This window comes from Roseibium sp., from assembly GCF_965233565.1.
GTDB lineage: Bacteria > Pseudomonadota > Alphaproteobacteria > Rhizobiales > Stappiaceae > Roseibium.
In genome coordinates this window covers 304190-321730 of the sequence record NZ_OZ247494.1, presented here as the reverse complement: position 1 = coordinate 321730, position 17541 = coordinate 304190, and the positions used below count along the sequence as shown (strand labels likewise).

Genomic DNA, 17541 nt, shown 5'->3' with positions numbered 1-17541 from the left:
GTCCATGAAACAGCTTCACTGACACGCTGATTCCTGGAAGACGTCGTGGGTGCGCTATGTCCGGCTCTGTTGCCGATCCTTCTCCTGAAAATGGTACGAGTGCGCCGGAGGGCAGTGGTCATGCAGGGCCGGGCTATGTCCATCTGAGAGTGCACTCGGCACTGTCGCTGCTGGAAGGCGCGCTGCCGATCAAGAAACTTCTGGATCTGGCTGCGGCCGACAACCAGCCGGCCCTTGCGATTGCCGACACGAACAACCTCTTTGGCGCTCAGGAGTTCTCCGGCAAGGCCTGGGGAAGCGGCATTCAGCCGATCACGGGCTGCCAGCTGTCGGTATTTTTCGATGATGGTCTGGAAGGCGCGCGCAAGGGAGAGCCAGCCCTAGCAGATGTTGTCCTAATTGCCATGACGGAAGTCGGTTACGGCAACCTCATGGAATTGACCTCGCGAGCCTTCCTGGATACCGAGACCGGTTTGCGGCCACATGTTTCGGCGCAGTATCTTCTGTCCAAGTCCGATGATGTCATTGTGTTGACCGGTGGCGTTTCGGGACCAGTCGGAGCGGCCTTGCTGGCGGGCCGCAAGGATCTGGCCGAGACCCGGCTTCGGACCCTTGCAGGTGCTTTTTCCGGCCGGTGTTACGTCGAGATCCAGCGTCACGGCATGGAAGCCGAGCGCAAGACCGAGGACGCGTTTCTGGCTCTTGCCTATGATTTTGAGCTGCCAATCGTTGCAACCAACGAGGCGTTTTTTCCCAAGCGAGAAGATTATGAGGCCCACGATGCCCTGATCTGTATCTCCGAAGGGCGTGTCCTGATCGAGGACGACCGGCGCAGACTGACGCCGGAACACTATTTCAAGAGCCGGGCCGAAATGTGCGCTCTGTTCGCCGACTTGCCGGAAGCGCTGGCGTCGACGGTCGAGATTGCGCGGCGCTGCAGTTTTCGCCCGCTCAAGCGGGCGCCGATCCTGCCACGTTTTGCGGGCGCCGACGCCGATCCGGAAGAAGCGGAGCGCGCGGAATCGGCTGAGCTGATGCGCCAGGCCCGCGAGGGTCTGCAGGCGCGTCTCGATGCGCATGGGCTGGCACCGGGCCTGGAGGAAAAGGATTACTGGGAACGGCTGGACTACGAGACCGGCATCATCGAACGGATGAAATTCCCGGGTTACTTCCTGATCGTTGCGGATTTCATCAAATGGGCCAAGGCGCACGACATTCCGGTCGGGCCGGGCCGTGGTTCCGGTGCCGGGTCGCTGGTGGCCTGGGCGCTCACGATCACCGACCTGGACCCGATGCGCTTCTCGCTGCTGTTCGAACGCTTTCTCAATCCGGAACGTGTGTCGATGCCGGACTTCGATATCGACTTCTGCCAGAGCCGGCGTGAAGAGGTCATTCGCTACGTTCAGGAAAAATACGGCCGTCAGCAGGTGGCGCAGATTATCACCTTCGGATCGCTGCAGGCGCGCGCCGTTCTGCGTGACGTTGGCCGCGTGTTGCAGATGCCCTACGGCCAGGTCGACCGGCTGTGCAAACTGGTGCCGGCGAACCCCGCCAATCCGGTCACGCTGGGGCAGGCCATCGAGGATGAGCCGCGCCTGCGCGAAGCCGCGAGGGAAGAGGAGATCGTCGAGCGTCTGCTCGGCATGGCCCAGAAGCTGGAAGGGCTCTACCGTCACGCCTCGACCCACGCGGCCGGTGTGGTGATCGGTGACCGTCCGCTGGAACAGCTCGTGCCACTCTATCGCGATCCGCGGTCCGACATGCCGGTCGCCCAGTTCAACATGAAGATGGTCGAGGATGCAGGGCTTGTTAAGTTCGACTTTCTCGGCCTGAAAACGCTGACCGTGATCGACACGGCCGTGAAGCTGATCGAGCGGCGCGGGATCACCGTGGATGTCGCAGGTCTGCCCATTGACGATCTGAAAACCTATGAATTGCTGGCGCGCGGCGAGACGTTCGGCGTGTTCCAGCTGGAAAGTCAGGGCATGCGCCGGGCCATTGCCGGCATGAAGCCCGACCGGTTCGAAGACATCATTGCGCTGGTGGCACTCTACCGGCCAGGGCCGATGGAAAACATTCCGGTCTACAACGCCGTGAAACATGGCGAACAGGAGCCGGACTGCCTGCATCCGCTGCTGGAACCGATCCTGATGGAGACGAATGGCATCATCGTCTATCAGGAGCAGGTGATGCAGATCGCGCAGGTTCTGTCCGGCTATTCGCTTGGTGAAGCTGACTTGCTGCGCCGCGCGATGGGCAAGAAGATTGCCGCTGAAATGGAAGTCCAGCGGGCGCGTTTTGTCGACGGCGCCGTTGAGCGCGGCATCAACAAGAGCCAGGCGGGAACGATCTTCGACCTGGTGGCCAAATTCGCCAACTACGGCTTTAACAAGTCGCACGCGGCCGCCTACGCGCTGGTCTCCTACCACACGGCGTGGCTGAAGGCGAACCACCCGGTGGAATTCATGGCCGCGTCCATGACGCTGGATCTCGGCAACACCGACAAGCTGGGCGATTTCCGCCAGGAAGCCCGGCGCATGGGCATCGAGATCGTGCCGCCGTCGATCAATCGGTCCCAGGTCTATTTCGACGTCGCTGATGGCCAGATCCTTTATGCCATGGGCGCCATCAAGGGTGTCGGTGAACAGGCGGTCGAACACATCGTCGAAGTACGTGGCGAGACGCCGTTCAAGAGCCTCGGGGATTTCGCGCGGCGGATTTCACCAAAGGCGCTCAACAAGCGTACGCTTGAAAATCTTGTGGCCGCCGGCGCCTTCGATGAACTGGAGCCCAGCAGAGCAAAGGTGTTCGAGGGTCTTGACCGGATCATGGGTCTGGCACAGCGCAGCGAGGAAAACCGGACGCTTGGGCAGGACGAGCTTTTTGGCGGCAGTGACAGTGAGGAACCGCTTCAGCTCGACGAAGTCCACGGCTGGACGAACGAAGAAAAGCTGCAGCGCGAACATGCAGCCATTGGCTTTTATCTCTCTGCACACCCGATCGACGAATATGCGTCGGTCCTGAAGAAGATGCGGGCGCAGCCCTGGACGCAATTTGCCGAAGCGGTCAAGCAGGGCGCTTCCCACGGCCGGTTGGCCGGCACCGTGGTGTCGATGCAGGAACGTAAGACCAAGAGCGGCACACGTATGGGCATTGCCCGGTTGTCGGACGCCACGGGGCAATACGAGGCACTGCTGTTTCGGGAAAAGCTGGAACAGTTCAGGGATGTGCTGCAGGCCGGGCGTTCGGTTATCGTGCTTGTGGGCGCGGACATGCGCGATGATGAGCCGTCCTTGCGCATCGAGCAGGTCGACCCGATCGACAAGATGGCTGCGCGGCTTCAAAAGAGCATGCGCGTCTTCGTGCGTGACGAACGCCCGATCCAGAGTCTCGCCAAACAGCTTCAGGTGCGCGGTGAAGGCGATGTCACTGTGATTGTGCTTCTGGAGAACGGTGCGCGTGAAGTCGAAGTCAAGCTTCCAGGCAGATTCCGTCTGTCTCCGGAAATCGCCGGGGCGTTGAAAGCGGTTCCGGGCGTCACGGACGTACAGTTGGCGTGACGGAGGCCGTGCGCCGGTTTGCTATTGACCAGCGGCCCAGATGATTTCAAGACGGATGCCGCCGGGTTCGGCAAACATCATGTGTTTGCGCGGGCCATTGCCGAGCGGTTCCGGGCCGAATTCCATCGTCACCCCGGGCCAGGCCTCTATCTTGCCGGCGAGCGCCTTCAGATCATCTTCCGTTTCGACCTCAAGGGCGACGTGGTGCAGGCCGATATTGGTTTTCCGGTCAAAATCCGTCATCGGTGCTGTCCGGTCCGCCTGCCAGAGCGTCAGCCTGGCTGTGCCGTCAGAGACGGTCGTGCGGGGGTAGCTGTCGTCCCGGGCCAGCAGTTTCCAGCCAAGCAACTCGGTGAAAAAGGCCGTTGTCTGATCGAGGTCGCGGACGGTGAGGCCAAGATGATTGATACCTTTGGTGATCAAGGGAAGTTTCCAGTCCTGTGGTTATCAGTTCTTATGCGTAAAAATGCCAAGACAATGCGTCAAGTGGTGCCTGGTTTATCCCGAGGACGGCCGGTCGGCTTTCGGTCGTCAGCAAGCCTGACGGAGATGAATCGAACCACAAACTTCCGTTACGTAATCTGATGCGCTACCATACGGGCCTGAAGCTTCTGGCTGGGGGCCATTGCATCTTGCGAGGTGACAACGGATGGCTGGCGGGTTCAAGCAAGCACTGTTTGGCGCTGCGATTCTCTTTGCTGCGATTGCGACACCGAGCGGTCACGCGCACGCAAGCTCTCTCATGACGGCCTGCAAGGTGGACGTCGCTTCGTTGTGCAATGGGGTCAAGGAAGGGCGCGGCCGAATTTCTGCCTGCCTGTTTGCGCATGGCAACAAGATTTCAGGTGCCTGTAAACCGGAACTTACAAAGGTCACGCGCAGCGGAACCTTCCAGCGAATGGTGCCAGCCGATTTGAACTCTCTAAAGGGGACAGCGCGAGACTCGAAGTTCAGGGAAATTTGCGCGAAGGACATTCGGTCTCATTGTGCCGGTGTCGGTCCGACGGACAGGCTCCTGGCATGCCTCTACGCCTGGTCCGGCCGGATCGGCAAACCTTGCCACGCAGAGGCCAAGGCGATTTTGTCCGGAAGGCGTTAAGTCAATGAAAAATATGTAACATGACGAACGCGAGGAAGTGGGCTAGACCTCTTATGACTGTTGCAGGTTGGGGAAAAATTTGATGGCATCACAGCCTCTTTGCGCCTGCCCGCAGGAGCAATTTTGCGGCTGCCGTCATCAAACCTAAAAATGCGGATACTACCGTACCGGTATCGTGAGGCCCGGTTCGACGGGCGCCACGTGTAACCCGCAACAAACGGGTTACCTGATCGAAGGTTGTGAGTTAACGCGCCTATCGTTAAGGTGGCGTTTGTAAACACATTAGCCAGCTAATCTTCAGTGAGCCAGTGAGTGAAATTCATGAAAGATACCGAGAACCACACGCTCTCGTTCGATGAATTCGACGAAAAGATCAATCCGCGACCGGAGGAGTGCGATTTCGACCGGGTCGTGGAAGCTGCATTGAGCCGCCGCGGCTTCCTGGGCGGCGTTCTGGCCTTTGGCAGCTTTGCCGCAGTTGGCGGCAGCCTGGTGCCGGGAGTTGCCAAGGCAGCCACCGACCGCTTTGCCTTCGATCAGATCGGCACATCCGTTGCCGACGACGTTGTGGTTCCGGCAGGCTACAAGGCCGAGATCCTGGTGCGCTGGGGTGACCCGATGTGGTCCGACGCGCCGGAATTCGATCATGCGACCCGCGGCACGGCTGCCAGCCAGGAGCGCGCTTTTGGCGACAACACCGACGGCATGGACGTCTTTTCGCATAACGGCAAGACGCTTCTGGTGGTCAACAACGAATACACCAACCGGGACATTCTTTGGGGCAACAACCCGGATGCGAAACCGGCATCGGACGATGACATTGCCAAGGGTATGATGGCGCACGGTGTATCTGTCGTCGAAATCGCCAACACCGACGGCAAGTGGCATATTGTCAAGGACAGCCCTTATAATCGCCGCATCACGCCGAAGACGGAAATGGTGATTACCGGACCGGCTGCCGGCCACGACCTGATGAAAACCGATGCCGACCCGAGCGGTACCAAAACGCTCGGTACCTGGAACAACTGCGGCAACGGCACGACGCCGTGGGGGACCTATCTGGCCTGTGAAGAAAACTTCAATGGCTACTTCTCCTCCAGCGAAGACGTTCAGGACGACAATCCCAAGTCCATCACACCGGCCATGAAGCGCTACGGCGTCAACACGAGTGACTGGGGCTATGGCTGGGCAAAGATTGACGAGCGGTTCGATGTCGCCAAACATCCCAACGAGCCGAACCGGGCAGGCTATGTTGTCGAGATCGACCCGACCGACCCGACGTCCACGCCGAAAAAGCGCACCGCCCTTGGCCGCTTCAAGCATGAAAACGCCGAAGCCGTCGTCAACAATGATGGCCGCATTGTCATCTATATGGGCGACGACGAACGTGGCGAATTTCTCTACCGCTATGTCTCCGACGGTGTTTATGCGCCAGGTGTCGACACCAATGAGCTGATGGAGAACGGGACGCTTTCCGTTGCCAAGTTCAACGCAAATGGCACGGGAACCTGGGTGGCACTGACCCCCGAATCGACCGGCATGGCGTCTCAGGCCGAGATCCAGATCCACACCCGCCAGGCAGCCTCCGCTGTCGGTGCGACGACCATGGACCGGCCGGAATGGGTTGCGGCCAATCCCAATGTTGCGGAAGTCTACTGCTGTCTGACAAACAACAAGAACCGTGGTGTGAAACCGAATGCAGGGGGGGATGACACCTCCGTCAACGGTCCGAACCCGCGCGAGAAGAACAATTACGGTCAGATCGTTCGCTGGCGTCCGGATGGTGGCGATCACACGCTGCCGGGCTTCACCTGGGATCTCTATGTGCTGGCCGGCAATCCGACGGTGCATTCCGATGCCTATCGCGGTTCGGCCAATGTCACTGCCGACAACATGTTCAACTCGCCGGACGGGCTTGCCTTCGATGACAATGGCCTCCTGTGGATCCAGACCGACGGCAGCTACAAGAACGAAGGTGATTTTGCCGGCCAGGGCAACAATCAGATGCTTGCGGGCGATCCGGTTACCGGAGAAATCCGACGCTTCCTGGTGGGGCCGAATGAATGTGAAGTCACTGGTCTGACCTGGTCGCCGGACCGCCGGACGATGTTTGTCGGGATCCAGCACCCGGGTGAGCGCGGCGACAGCCACTGGCCGGAAGGCGGCGAGTCGGTCCCGCGGTCGGCCATCATTGCGGTCACGCGCGAGGATGGTGGCCTCGTCGGCTAACGCTAAAAAGCCAGCACAACAGATCGGCCGGTTCTGCACCGGCCGATTTTTTTGCAGTTCAATTGATGAGACAGCGGTTGCCGGAATGGCTGCGAAATGCTCTGCTTGCGCCGAATAAACTGAACGCCGCGACCGACCATTATCCGAGGACGGCCTGGTTGCCGATCCTCTGCCTATTGCCCAGAATTCATTGATCAATCCGGAGCTTGTCATGGATCCCGCCGCAGACGTTTCCCCGATCGTGATTGACAGTTTTGCCGCATTCACGCTTGGCATCATTGTCTACTTTCTGGGTGCGCGGCTGACCAAACGCTTCAACATCCTGTCGGCCTACAGTATTCCGGAACCGGTGAGTGGTGGTCTGGCTGCAGCCTTTTGCGCGCTTCTTGTGGTGATCGCGACGGGCAGGGTGATTGAATATGATTTGTCCGTCCGGGATTTCCTGCTGGTCTATTTTTTTACGACAGTCGGGCTCAACGCGCGCATTTCCGACCTGATGCGTGGTGGTCCGATCCTGGCGATCATGCTCGGCCTGACGCTGACCTTCATGGTGGTGCAGAATTTTGTCGGCATGGCCGGAGCGCTCCTGTTCGGCATGCCGTCGCAAGCCGGTGTGCTTCTGGGAACAGCCTCCCTGATCGGGGGGCATGGCACGGCGATCGCCTGGGGCCCGACAATAGCGTCTGACTATGGGGTCGTCGGCGCGGCGGAACTGGGGATCGCCTCGGCCACGGTCGGCCTCATTCTGGCCAGTGTCCTAGGTGGCCCCATCGCCAAATACCTGATCACCAGAAACAACATCACGGCAACGTCTGAGGATGGTGCAGCCGAAACGTCAGAAGCTGCTGCTACGGATGAGACACGGGCGCCGATCAATCATGTCGAGATCATGCGCTGCATTCTCTGGATCCATCTGGCGATCGCGATCGGCTATTCCGCGAGCGAAAGCCTGGAGGCTGCCGGACTCAAACTGCCCTTGTTTGTGCCTTGTCTGATTTCGGGCATTCTTCTGTCCAATCTCTTGCCCCTTGTCTTCAAGAAAGCCAAGGCCCCCGCCGGGTCGCAGTCGATGGATCTGATCAACGAGTTCAGCCTCTCGGTGTTCCTGTCGATGTCGCTGATGAGCATGGAACTCTGGACGCTGGCCAGCAGTGCCGGCGTGCTGGTGGTCACCATGATGCTACAAGCTGTGGCTGCGTCGCTCTTCATTGTCCTGATCGTGTTCCGTGTGATGGGTAGGAACTATTTTGCCGCGGTCCTCTCCGCCGGGTTTGCCGGCTTTGCACTGGGGGCCACGCCAACGGCAATTGCCAACATGAAGGCTGTGACGCAGCGCTACGGACCGTCACCGCTCGCCTTTATCGTCTTGCCGCTGATTTCGGCGTTTTTTGTCGACCTGGCCAATGCCTTCCTGATCAAGTGGTTTCTCGGATTGGGTTAGGGTCAGGACCCCAGGGCCGATTGAGGAGGGGCGGCGTCTGCAAAACCCCTAGAAAAGTAGGATGAGTGCTATTCCTGCAAGGGTGACCAGCGCCCCGAGCACCGCAGGCAGTGTCGGTGGCTGTCCCTCCTTCAACCACAGGATCGGCAGCACGAGGACAGGGGAAAGCGACCCCAACAGCGCAGCCAGGCCCGCATCCAGGTTCTTGAAGGCATAAAGCAGAAGCGACGACGAGACGATGTACCCGATCACACCGGGCAGGATGGTGCGTCCAAGCAGCACCGGGGTCAGAGGATGGCTCGGGCGAAATGCGCGCGCAGGCCACAATGCCACGACAGAGAGCAGGAAAGCTGCGCCCAGCAACCTGACCGCGGAAACCGTCAGGGGCGACATGCCCTCGGCCATGGCCGGTTTGACAACCAGAAATCCGAGGCCCTGACAAATTGTGGCCAGAAATCCGAGGAGGACGACGCCGGACAGGCCGCCGCTCAGTCTGTCGCTGGCCGATTGTTCGCTCCCGCCAAATTGAATGGCAAGGAAAATGCCGCCTAGGACAACCAGTCCGCCAATCAGAACATTTGCGGAAGGCGTTTCCCCGAGCCAGACGAAAGCCAATACGGCAACAACAGGTCCCTTGAGGGCAAGCAGGATTTCCGTGCGCCTCGGTCCGCCTCTGCGCAGACACTCGATCATTGCCAGGTTTCCCAGAAGAATACCGACAACGCTGCTCAAGGCAAAGGCCGGCCAGTGATGCCAGAGCACGGAAGGCCAAAATCCCAGGAGCGTGCAGATCAGGGACAGGATAGCTGCGCAAGCGGTCAACTGTATGCGTGTGAATTCAAAGGCTCCGAGGCGGCGGGCAGGGGACTGTGCCAGGACAATTCCGGTAGCCCAGCCTGTCGAGGCTCCGATCGCCGCGGCAACAGGCAGGAACAACATGACAATCTCCTTCAGGCTTGCTACTGATCACGTAGCAATAGTTTGCTACAAAAAAGATAGCAAGAGGGAATATGTCTCACTCCATTCCGAAGCCCGGAGCGCCGGTCAGGGGATCGAAAACCGGCAAACCGATCATGGCCCTGTTCGACCTTCTGGGCCGAAGCTGGGCGCTCGGCGTCATCTGGCAACTTTCTGAAGACGGTCTGACCTTTCGGGATTTGCAGAAGAGGTGCGAAGGCGTGTCACCGACCGTTCTCAACAAGCGGCTCAAGGAGCTTAGGGAATGTGCACTTGTCGATCATGACGGCACCGGATATGTGCTGACCGCGATGGGGCAGGAGCTGTTTGGCCTGCTGCAACCATTCGGCCGCTGGTCCGAGAACTGGTCAGAAACGGTATTTGGTAGCAAAACACGGCGCAGACCCGATTGACGCCAGGGTCTGGCCGAGAGAATTCGCGGCAGCGTCGAGAACCGGGCCAATCCCTGAAGAAAACTGGCGTTTGGGCCTTGAAATAAAATTTCTTCCCCACTATAAGGCGCGCATTCCACACGCAAGGGGCGGAACCTGAGCTTATCGGGGTCCATCCGGTGCCCGCGAGGAACGTTTCCTCCGGTCCACATCCTCTTGCGGAGGTCAAACCGGAAAACTCAGGAGATAAGGGCCATGGCATTGCCCGATTTCACCATGCGCCAGCTGCTCGAAGCTGGTGTGCACTTTGGTCACCAGAAACACCGTTGGAACCCGCGCATGGGTCAGTACATCTTTGGTGTACGCAACGATGTTCACATCATGGATCTGTCCCAGACCGTTCCGCTGCTGCACCAGGCTCTGAAGGCTGTGTCCGACACGGTTGCCGGCGGTGGCCGCGTTCTTCTGGTCGGCACCAAGCGCCAGGCTCAGGAAGCTGTTGCTTCGTCCGCGCGCAACTCCGCTCAGTACTTTGTCAACGCCCGCTGGCTCGGCGGCATGCTGACCAACTGGAAGACCATCTCCCAGTCCATTCAGCGCCTGCGCAAGCTGGAAGAGACCCTGTCCTCCGACGCTGCCAACGCTCTGACCAAGAAAGAGCGTCTGTTCATGGACCGCGAGCGTGAAAAGCTCGAGCGGAACCTGGGCGGCATCAAGGACATGGGCGGTATCCCGGACCTGATCTTCGTGATCGATACCAACCGTGAAGCCATCGCCATCCAGGAAGCCCGTCGTCTGGGTATCCCGGTTGCAGCAATCCTCGATTCCAACTCCAATCCGGATGGCATCACCTATCCGGTGCCGGGCAACGACGATGCAGGCCGTGCGATCTCGCTTTACTGCGATCTGATTGCCCGCGCTGCCATCGACGGCATTTCCCGTGCCCAGGGTGCCGCCGGCATGGATATCGGCGAATCGGAAGAGGCTCCGCTTGAAGAAGCTCTCGCCGCTGAAGGCGAAGAAGCTCCGGTCGAAGCTGCTGAAGCTGCCCCGGCTGAAGAAGCTGCTGCGGCCCAGGCCTAAAGAATAACTCTGCCGCGTCCCGCGCGGCAGATTTATGTTGAATTCGCAAGGCGGACTGCAATTTGTTGCAGTCCCGTCATAAAGACGCGGAAAGCGATCGGCTACACCGTGTCTCATCTGAAACCCCCCGTCCACGAGGCAATCGATGAGCATTACCGCTGCGATGGTAAAAGAGCTCCGTGAGAAATCCGGCGCTGGCATGATGGACTGTAAAACCGCTCTGAATGAATCGGGCGGTGACATGGAAGCAGCTGTTGACTGGCTGCGCACCAAGGGCCTGGCCAAGGCTGCCAAGAAGGCAGGCCGTGTGGCCGCTGAAGGTCTGGTCGGTGTGTCTACAGACGGCGCAAAGGCTGCCGTTGTCGAGCTGAATTCCGAAACCGACTTCGTCGCGCGCAACGAAGGTTTCCAGGAGCTGGTCTCCAAGGTTACCAAGATTGCTGTCGGCACTGACGGCACCGTTGAAGCCCTGGCCGCTGCGAATCTCGATGGCAAGCCGGTTTCCGAAGCCATCACCGACGCGATCGCGACCATTGGTGAAAACATGACCCTGCGCCGTTCCGCCGTTCTCGGCGTGAACGAAGGCGTTGTGTCCACCTATGTTCACGGCAAGGTGGTTGACGGTCTTGGCAAGATTGGCGTTCTCGTCGCTCTGGAATCTTCCGGCGACAAGGACAAGCTCGATGCACTTGGCCGTCAGATCGCCATGCACGTTGCTGCGACCAGCCCGCTGGCGCTGAACACCGAAGCTCTCGACCCGGCTGTGGTCGAGCGTGAGAAAACCGTGTTCTCCGAGCAGGCGCGCGAATCCGGCAAGCCGGAAAACATCATTGAAAAAATGGTGGAAGGCCGTTTGCGCAAATTCTACGAGGAAGTTACCCTCGTGAAGCAGGCCTTTGTCATCAACCCGGATCTTACGGTTGAGCAGGCCGTCGAGGCGCTCGCGAAAGAACTCGGCACAGACGTCAAACTCACCGGCTTTGTCCGCTTCGCTCTCGGCGAGGGGATCGAGAAGGAAGAGCAAGACTTCGCCGCAGAGGTGGCGGCAGCCACCGGGCAGTAAGCTCGAAAGAAAGCGCCGGCAAGTCCGGCGCTTTTTTTTTAGGAAGACAATTTTCTAAAAGGGTGACCCATGACGAATTCTCTGCGCTGGAAACGGATCCTTCTGAAGCTCTCCGGTGAGGCCCTTATGGGGTCCCAGGCTTTTGGAATTGACCCGGCCATTGTGCAGAGGATCGCGAAGGAGATTGCCGACGCAGTGGCGCTTGGTGCTCAGGTCGGCGTGGTCGTCGGCGGAGGCAATATCTTCCGCGGCGTTGCCGTCGCTGCCAAGGGCGGCAATCGCGTCACGGGCGACCATATGGGCATGCTCGCGACCATCATGAACAGCCTGACGCTTGCAGATGCCCTGCGCCGGTTGAAGGTCAATGCTCGTGTGCTGTCAGCGGTTGCCGTACCGTCGATCTGCGAGACCTTCTCCCAACGTGTAGCCGACCGTTACATGGAGGACGGTGACGTCATCATCTTCGCAGGCGGCACGGGCAACCCGTTCTTCACCACCGACAGTGGTGCTGCCCTTCGCGCAGCTGAAATGAAATGCGACGCCTTCCTGAAGGGCACACAGGTGGACGGTGTCTATTCGGAAGATCCGAAGGTCAATCCGGACGCGGAGCGGTATGAGACCCTCGGTTACGAGGAAGTCATCACGCGCAATCTGAAGGTCATGGACACGACGGCAATCGCGCTTGCCCGCGACAATTCCATTCCCGTGATCGTGTTTTCGATTCATTCACCGGGTGCCTTGGTAAGCGTGCTCCAGGAAACGGGCACCTACACAGTCGTGGGTGACTGAAAGAATTAGCCGCATTCATTGCACAAGCTCTTGTGTTTCGGTGCGTTTATGCCATGTTGGCGCGCGCCGAGACTCTTCGGTCTGCTGAAGATCCGGATTCTGTTGCGAGCGGAATCGCAGACATGTGGCCCAGACGGCCCGGTTTCGATCGACCCGCTTCCGCCAAATGAAGAAAAACAGTGAGGACAAAATGTCGGTAGAAGGTGTGGACCTGGACGATCTCAAGCGCCGCATGCAGGGGGCTTTGTCGGTGCTGAAAACCGAATTTGCAGGTCTGCGAACCGGCCGTGCTTCCGCGTCCATGATGGATCCGATCTCTGTCGATGCCTATGGTCAGGCCATGCCGATCAACCAGGTCGCAACTGTTTCCGTACCGGAGCCGCGCATGGTTGCCGTTCAGGTGTGGGACAAGAGCATGGTTGCCGCTGTCGAGAAGGCCATCCGGGAATCGAATCTCGGTCTCAACCCCGTTGTTGATGGCCAGCTGCTCCGTTTGCCGATCCCGGAACTGAATGAAGAGCGCCGCCAGGAGCTGATCAAGGTCGCTCATAAATATGCCGAAGGCGCTAAGGTTGCGATCCGTCACGTTCGTCGCGATGGCATGGACGATGCCAAGAAGGCTGAAAAAGACGGAGATATCTCTCAGGATGACAGCCGCGCAGCCTCTGATGAGGTGCAGAAGCTGACCGATCAGATGATCGCGGAAGTGGATGCAATGCTTGAGAAAAAAGAGCAGGAAATTTCCCAGGTCTGATCCGTTCGGACCGGGCCCGGTGAGTTGGGGAGCACATGAGCGTCAACCCGGATCACAACCTGCAAACCTCGGCGTCGGCCAGCTCCGGTGCCAAGTTGCCGCGTCACGTTGCCTTCATCATGGATGGCAATGGCCGTTGGGCAACGGCGCGCGGACTGCCGCGTACCGAAGGCCACAGGCAGGGGCTGGAAGCGCTTCGCAAAGTGATCCGCCATGCCGGCAAGGTCGGTATTGACGTCATTACAATCTATAGTTTCTCGTCCGAGAACTGGAGCCGTCCGGAAGCGGAGGTCTCGTTTTTGATGGGGTTGCTGCGCCGGTTTGTGCAACGCGACCTGAGCGAACTGCATGAGGCAAATGTCAAGATCCGTATCATTGGCGGGCGCAGCGATCTTGAACCGGGAATTTTGAAGCTGCTCAAAGAAGCCGAAGACCTGACCCGCGACAATTCCGGTCTTGAGCTGGTGGTGGCGTTCAATTACGGCGCAAGGGATGAAATCCTGCGGGCTGCACAGGCGGTGGCGCAGAAAGTCGCCAGCGGCGTGTTCAATCCAGAAGACGTAACAGAAGACCTCCTGTCCGAAGAGCTGGACACGGCAGGGCTGCCGGATCCCGATCTGATTATTCGCACCAGCGGCGAAATGCGCCTTTCCAATTTCCTGCTTTGGCAGGCGGCCTATTCCGAATTCTATTTTTGTGACCTGCTCTGGCCGGATTTTGATGAAACGGCTTTCGACAAGGCTCTCGACTGTTTCGGCGCCCGTGAGCGTCGTTACGGTGGCGTGAGCGCCAAGACGTTTTAACGTCCGGCAGTCAGAATGGCAGAGACAGAGCAACCACCGAAGAAACTCTCCGATCTGGGCGTGCGCCTTGCCTCCGCCGTTGTGCTGGGACCCGTTGTGCTCGCTATCGCCTATTTCGGCGGGCTCGCCTTCACGTTGCTCATGCTGGTTGCGGCAATGCTGTTCCTCTGGGAATGGTTTTCCATGACAGGGACACCCTTGAAATCGGTTACCTCCGTGATCGGGCAGGGGGTGATGCTGGTGATCGCGGCGTTGCATGCCGCCGGGATGCCGGAGGCCGGTCTTGGCGCATTGCTTCTGGGGGCGCTTGCCGTATTCGCCTTCAGCGGGTTTTCACGGAGTGGCCGCTGGGGCGCAGAAGGTACGCTTTACAGCGGCCTCGCTCTTTTTTCTCTGCTGGCCCTGAGGGAAGGGTCTGGTGGACTGCTGTTCATCTTCTTTCTGTTGTTTGTTGTTTGGGCGACCGACATCTTTGCCTATTTCACAGGACGTGCACTCGGTGGTCCCAAGCTATGGGCCAGAGTCTCGCCCAAGAAGACCTGGTCCGGTGCGATTGGCGGACTGTTGCTTGCAACGCTTTTTGGAACTGGTGTTGCGTATTTTGCAGGCGCCTCAGACCTGGTGTTCTGGGCCCTTCTCGCTGCTGCGCTGTCGGTTGTTTCGCAAGCGGGTGATCTACTGGAGTCCGCTATCAAACGCCGCTTTGACGTCAAGGATTCAAGCAAGCTCATTCCGGGGCATGGCGGCATCATGGACCGCATCGACGGACTGGTGGCAGCCGCAATCTTTGCGGTCCTCCTCGGTCTGGTCGCTGGAGGGGCCTTGTCGGATCCGATCGCCGGGCTTGGACTGACCTAATTCTGGAGTGAGGCCGATGGCGGGTGGTCCCGCAGTTCAAGACAACAAGCGTCCGGTTCGCATCACCGTTCTGGGAGCGACCGGTTCCATCGGCCAAAGTCTGGCAGACCTCATCGAACGCAATCCGAACCGGTTCGAGGTGGTCGCGCTCGTCGCCAATCGCAATGCGGACCTTCTGGCCGACATGGCCAGGAAACTTCGTGCCGGTGCGGCCGTTCTTGCTGACGAGGCGCGCCTCGACGATCTGGCCGCACATCTTGCTGGAACCGGAATCGACGTTAGCGGCGGAGGGACCGCGGTGCTGGAAGCGGTCGACCGGGAAACGGATCTTGTTGTCGGCGCCATTGTCGGGTCTGCCGGACTGATACCGACCATGCGTGCGATCCGGCCGGGGCGGCGCATCGCTCTCGCCAACAAGGAATGTCTTGTCTGTGCCGGCGATCTGTTCATGGCCAGGATCCGCGAGACCGGGGCAGAACTCCTGCCGGTCGACAGCGAGCATAACGCGATTTTTCAGGTCTTCGAGGCCGACAAGGCCGACCAGGTGGAAAAAGTCATCCTGACCGCCTCTGGCGGTCCTTTCCGGCAGATGGCAAAAGAGGACATGAACCGGGTTACGCCGGAACAGGCCCTGAAACACCCCAATTGGGATATGGGCGCGCGGATCACGATCGATAGTGCGACCATGATGAACAAAGGCTTTGAAGTCATTGAAGCCTCGCACCTTTTCCCCGTTTCGCATGATGATCTCGGCGTGCTGGTACATCCGCAATCGGTGGTGCATGGACTGGTGCAGTACAAGGACGGGTCATTGTTGGCCCAACTTGGCAGTCCAGACATGAGAACGCCGATTGCCCACTGTCTTGCTTTTCCCGACAGGATGGAGGTGCCCGTTAGGAAGCTGGACCTCGCCGAAATTGCGACGCTGACCTTCGAGGCACCGGATCTGAACCGGTTCCCGTCGCTCAGACTGGCTTTGGACGCGATGAAGGCTGGCGGTGGTGCCCCAGCGGCGCTGAATGCGGCTGATGAGGCCGTGGTTGACGCCTTCCTGACCGGCAAAGCCGGCTTCATGGATATTCCTGCAGCAATAGAAGCCGTTCTGGACGCAATGGGCGGGCAGGGCGATCTCCGTGAAGCCAGCACGGTCGAAGATGTTCTGGCCATAGATGCGATCGCGCGAAAAAGGGCGGAGGAATGGATCGAGGCCAGGCGTTTATCACGTTGACAGGTCACGAAAAAACACGGCGCACCATTAACACGCCGTAATTTTCCTTTTAGTACGGTGCATCAGACACATCCAGGCTGCGCGCGATCGGACACCTTACATGGATCTTCTTCTCTCCGCTTACTCCCTCATCGTCGGCACGATCGTGCCGTTTCTGTTCGTGCTCACGATTGTGGTGTTTTTTCATGAGCTTGGACATTTTGCCGTCGCGCGTTGGTGTAACGTCAAGGTGGATGCGTTTTCCGTCGGGTTCGGGCGTGAGCTGATCGGACGCACCGACAGGAAAGGAACGCGCTGGAAACTGTGCTGGATCCCGCTTGGTGGCTACGTGAAATTTGCAGGTGATGAAAACGCTGCCAGCGTGCCCAGTCGGGAACTGATCGCTCAGATGAGCGACGAAGAGCGGAAGACGGCGTTTATCGCCAAGCCTGTCTGGCAACGGGCGGCCGTTGTCGCGGCCGGACCGATCGCCAACTTCATTCTCGCCATTGTCATCTTTGCCGCCCTGTTTGTGATGATAGGCAAACAGGGACTGCGTCCGGTCGTCGAAGAGGTCTTTGCCGGGGGAGCTGCGGAGCGCGGCGGCATCCAGGCCGGAGACGTCGTTGAGGAAATCGACGGGCGAAAGATCCAGACTTTCAACGAGTTGCGTCAGGTCGTCCTGATGAACGCCAATACACCACTGGTGTTTGAAGTGGACCGGAATGGCAAGCTGGTCACCCTGACCGTCACGCCGGACGCGAAAGAAAAAGAAGTCTTCATGGGCGAGCGGCAGGTGGCGGGCGACATCGGGCTGCGCGGGGCTGCGAACCCGGAAAACGTCGTGCTCATCAAATATACGCCGCTTGAGGCGATTGCCGAGGGAGGTCGGGAGACCTGGCGGATCATTGACGGCACCGCCAGCTATATCTGGGGTGTGATCACGCAGCGCCAGTCGGCTGATCAGCTTGGTGGGCCGATCCGCGTGGCACAGATTTCCGGGCAGGTCGCAGATCTGGGAATTCTGCCGCTGATTTCACTGACTGCGGTGCTGTCGGTCAGCATTGGCCTGATCAACCTCGCTCCCGTGCCGATTCTCGACGGTGGCCACCTTGTGTATTTTGCCGCCGAGGCCCTGCGCGGCAAACCTCTGAGCGAGCGGGTTCAGGACGTTGGTTTCCGGATCGGATTGGGGCTTGTTCTCATGCTGATGGTGTTTGTCACCTGGAAGGATATCATGAGGCTGGTGGGGACAAATTCATGAGACCCGTGACATTGACGCAACGTCTTCAGACTAAATCGCTTT

Annotated in this window: 15 protein-coding genes; 13 read left to right on the top strand and 2 right to left on the bottom strand. The window is 59.2% G+C overall.

What is annotated here, in order from left to right:
• Positions 1 to 56 precede the first annotated feature (56 nt).
• Complete coding sequence (dnaE, locus tag ACO6TG_RS01455; protein WP_422376559.1) at positions 57 to 3560, top strand: DNA polymerase III subunit alpha; 3504 nt, start codon at positions 57 to 59, stop codon at positions 3558 to 3560.
• A gap of 21 nt (positions 3561 to 3581) precedes the next feature.
• Here dnaE and ACO6TG_RS01450 read toward each other — a convergent pair whose 3' ends face one another.
• On the bottom strand, positions 3582 to 3983 hold the full coding sequence (locus ACO6TG_RS01450; protein ID WP_422376558.1) for a VOC family protein: 402 nt from the start codon (positions 3981 to 3983) through the stop codon (positions 3582 to 3584).
• 226 nt (positions 3984 to 4209) lie between these two features.
• Between ACO6TG_RS01450 and ACO6TG_RS01445 the strand changes: the two genes are divergently transcribed.
• The 3 genes from ACO6TG_RS01445 to gltS all read left to right on the top strand — a co-directional run bounded on the left by ACO6TG_RS01445 (position 4210) and on the right by gltS (position 8329).
• Complete coding sequence (locus tag ACO6TG_RS01445; protein WP_422376557.1) at positions 4210 to 4659, top strand: cysteine rich repeat-containing protein; 450 nt, start codon at positions 4210 to 4212, stop codon at positions 4657 to 4659.
• Positions 4660 to 4980: 321 nt separating this feature from the next.
• On the top strand, positions 4981 to 6888 hold the full coding sequence (locus ACO6TG_RS01440; protein ID WP_422376556.1) for a PhoX family protein: 1908 nt from the start codon (positions 4981 to 4983) through the stop codon (positions 6886 to 6888).
• 211 nt (positions 6889 to 7099) lie between these two features.
• Positions 7100 to 8329, top strand: a complete 1230-nt coding sequence (gltS, locus tag ACO6TG_RS01435) for a sodium/glutamate symporter (RefSeq protein WP_422376555.1) — start codon at positions 7100 to 7102, stop codon at positions 8327 to 8329.
• Positions 8330 to 8377: 48 nt separating this feature from the next.
• Here gltS and ACO6TG_RS01430 read toward each other — a convergent pair whose 3' ends face one another.
• Positions 8378 to 9268 (bottom strand): DMT family transporter, encoded by an 891-nt coding sequence (locus tag ACO6TG_RS01430; protein ID WP_422376554.1) that lies wholly within the window; start codon positions 9266 to 9268, stop codon positions 8378 to 8380.
• Between the two features lie 71 nt (positions 9269 to 9339).
• Between ACO6TG_RS01430 and ACO6TG_RS01425 the strand changes: the two genes are divergently transcribed.
• From ACO6TG_RS01425 to rseP, 9 genes are all read left to right on the top strand, one after another.
• Positions 9340 to 9699: a winged helix-turn-helix transcriptional regulator gene (locus tag ACO6TG_RS01425; RefSeq protein WP_422376553.1), complete on the top strand. Its 360-nt coding sequence runs from the start codon at positions 9340 to 9342 to the stop codon at positions 9697 to 9699.
• Between the two features lie 234 nt (positions 9700 to 9933).
• Positions 9934 to 10761 (top strand): 30S ribosomal protein S2, encoded by an 828-nt coding sequence (rpsB, locus tag ACO6TG_RS01420; protein WP_094070924.1) that lies wholly within the window; start codon positions 9934 to 9936, stop codon positions 10759 to 10761.
• A 145-nt stretch (positions 10762 to 10906) separates the two neighbouring features.
• Positions 10907 to 11824, top strand: a complete 918-nt coding sequence (tsf, locus tag ACO6TG_RS01415; RefSeq protein WP_422376552.1) for a translation elongation factor Ts — start codon at positions 10907 to 10909, stop codon at positions 11822 to 11824.
• Positions 11825 to 11893: 69 nt separating this feature from the next.
• A complete protein-coding gene (pyrH, locus tag ACO6TG_RS01410; RefSeq protein ID WP_094070922.1) occupies positions 11894 to 12613 on the top strand; it encodes a UMP kinase in 720 nt (239 codons plus the stop codon).
• Positions 12614 to 12803: 190 nt separating this feature from the next.
• Entirely contained in the window at positions 12804 to 13367 is a 564-nt protein-coding gene (gene frr, locus ACO6TG_RS01405) for a ribosome recycling factor (RefSeq protein ID WP_094074564.1), read from the top strand.
• 35 nt (positions 13368 to 13402) lie between these two features.
• Positions 13403 to 14170 carry an isoprenyl transferase gene (locus ACO6TG_RS01400; protein ID WP_422376551.1) on the top strand — a complete coding sequence of 256 codons (768 nt, stop codon included), beginning with the start codon at positions 13403 to 13405 and terminating at the stop codon, positions 14168 to 14170.
• Positions 14171 to 14185: 15 nt separating this feature from the next.
• Positions 14186 to 15028, top strand: coding sequence for a phosphatidate cytidylyltransferase (locus ACO6TG_RS01395; RefSeq protein WP_422376550.1), 843 nt, complete (start codon positions 14186 to 14188; stop codon positions 15026 to 15028).
• 16 nt (positions 15029 to 15044) lie between these two features.
• Positions 15045 to 16256, top strand: a complete 1212-nt coding sequence (locus ACO6TG_RS01390; RefSeq protein ID WP_422376549.1) for a 1-deoxy-D-xylulose-5-phosphate reductoisomerase — start codon at positions 15045 to 15047, stop codon at positions 16254 to 16256.
• A gap of 100 nt (positions 16257 to 16356) precedes the next feature.
• Positions 16357 to 17499: an RIP metalloprotease RseP gene (gene rseP / locus ACO6TG_RS01385; RefSeq protein WP_422376548.1), complete on the top strand. Its 1143-nt coding sequence runs from the start codon at positions 16357 to 16359 to the stop codon at positions 17497 to 17499.
• The last annotated feature ends 42 nt before the right edge of the window (positions 17500 to 17541 follow it).